At 58.0% G+C, this 2,024-nt stretch carries 2 protein-coding genes and 1 pseudogene; 1 reads left to right on the plus strand and 2 read right to left on the minus strand.

What is annotated here, in order from left to right; all coding sequences use genetic code 11:
* On the plus strand, positions 1-695 hold a 695-nt coding region (locus tag A3AY_RS0130055; protein WP_018329381.1), incomplete at its 5' end, for a methyl-accepting chemotaxis protein.
* Positions 696-721: 26 nt separating this feature from the next.
* On the opposite strand, the pseudogene A3AY_RS40920 reads toward A3AY_RS0130055, so the two are convergent.
* A pseudogene (locus A3AY_RS40920) lies at positions 722-1,028 on the minus strand (Tn3 family transposase); the annotation flags it as partial.
* Between the two features lie 592 nt (positions 1,029-1,620).
* Positions 1,621-2,024, minus strand: a 404-nt coding sequence (locus A3AY_RS0130065; protein WP_018329383.1) for a LysR family substrate-binding domain-containing protein, incomplete at its 5' end; no start/stop codon positions are given.

Raw genomic sequence — 2,024 nt, forward strand, 5'->3', positions numbered from 1 at the left:
CTCTCGACGAACTCACCGTTGCCGTTCGTCAGACGGCAGAAGGTGCACACGAGGCAGCACAGCGCGTGACCTTGGTCAACATCGAGGCCAACCGCTCCGACCAGATCGTCGCCCAGGCTATCGATGCCATGGGCGATATCGAACATTCGTCGGAAGAGATCTCCAAGATCATCGGCGTGATCGACGACATCGCCTTTCAGACCAACCTGCTTGCCCTGAACGCAGGCGTCGAAGCCGCCCGCGCCGGCGAATCCGGCAAGGGGTTTGCGGTCGTCGCCCAGGAAGTCCGCGAACTCGCCCAGCGCTCCGCCGCTGCCGCCAAGGAGATCAAGGATCAGATCTCGCGCTCTTCCGGACAGGTGCAGAACGGCGTGCGGCTCGTCAGCGAAGCGGGCGAAGCCCTGAAGCGGATTTCCAACCAGGTGAAGACGGCCAGCGATATCGTCGGCAAGATCGCCCATTCGGCCTCCGAACAGGACACCACGCTTCGCTCGATCTCGTCGTCGCTGAACCAACTCGACGCCGCGACCCAGCACAATGCAGCGATGGCGGAAGAGACCACCGCCTCGGCCGAAGCGCTTGCCGCCGACACGGACGAATTGCTGAACCTGATCCGCAGATTCCGCATCAGCCAGCACGACGACACCAAATTGGGCCTCACCCACATGGCCCAGCGAATGCGCAACGCAAGCTAACGGGGCTCTGATCACCGAGATCTGCCCGTCATGGGGCGTAGACTGTCATCCCAGTGCGGGCGGATCAGATCAGCGTCGATGCGGGCGGCACCCATGACATTCTGGATGATGCCATACTGTTTTGCGGAGCCGAAAACCGAACAGGGATTGCACCGTCGAGATCGGGGATGCGGGGCACTAAGGCGAAGTCGACCGCATGACAGAAAGCGGATACGAGATCGCCAACGCCCCACCATCGACATGCCGGCTAAAGTCGAGGCCAGCGTCGGTTTCCAGCAGCGCATCGAGGACATGGACCGCCTCGCTTGAGGTAGCTGCAATGGTCTTCACATTTGAGCGGCCTATCGGCCCCAAGCGATCGTTCGAAAGGTTACCCGTCGCCGGCAGTGTGGGCGGCCGGTCAAAAATAGCGGCCTGGGTTCACCGCTTGCGATCTAGTCTAGTAGTTCCGGAGCTGCAAAAGCGCAAACTCTTACGAACGTCGGACAAGTCGCGACCGCGGGCTGTCGCGGCCGACATGCCGGTTGAAATAATCGCTCGCGGAGTCGATCCGGAATTTGAGGATGATCGGATTTGCCAACGTTTAAGCACCTCATTAAGGCCCTATGGATGTTCCATCCTGGCTCGGGAAAATTCGGCGTCCAAGCCGCCGGGTAGGCGCTTTTTCGAACGGCGAGTTGGAGGCCTACTACATTTGTGGAGCGAATTGGTAATACTCGCTGTTACATACAGCGAGCAAAATCACGCAAGCCGCGACAAGTGCAAGGATAGCGGAGGCTGGATGTGGCAAGGGAAACCTCGGCCGAGCTTTTTCAGGCATGGTACCATATTTAAAAGATTGAGCCTGTTGTAAAATACCATGATTATCGCCCGTTGTCACAGACCATACTCTGCACCTTAGGATCGTCCAGATCGTTTTGGCTCTTTAGCGCTGCCGAGCCAACGACCGCGCAATATCGACGATGTCATTTCGTGACGTCGTCGGATCCTCTGAGTTCCAAGCAATACCCAACCCCATTCGGAAGTCGACACCCCGTACTTTCCGAAGCGCCACATTGCGGTTCGGAAGCTCCCCCGTCCATTCCGGCGCAAAGCCGATCCCAAGCCCAGCCGAGACCAGCGAAACCAGTGAAAAAGTATCATCGCACGTGTAGGCGATGTTCCGCGTCAAGTCATGTTCGGCGAATTTCTCGGCGAAATATCTTTCCGTGTAGGAGAGGTTTTGCCGTGAGAACGAGATGATTTTCTGGTCACGCAGGTCTTCGACGCAGATCTCCTCTCGGGATGCGAGCACACTGCTTTTTTCTACCGCCAGCAGATAGTTCTCAT

The sequence above is a fragment of the Rhizobium giardinii bv. giardinii H152 genome, from assembly GCF_000379605.1.
Classification (GTDB): domain Bacteria; phylum Pseudomonadota; class Alphaproteobacteria; order Rhizobiales; family Rhizobiaceae; genus Pararhizobium; species Pararhizobium giardinii.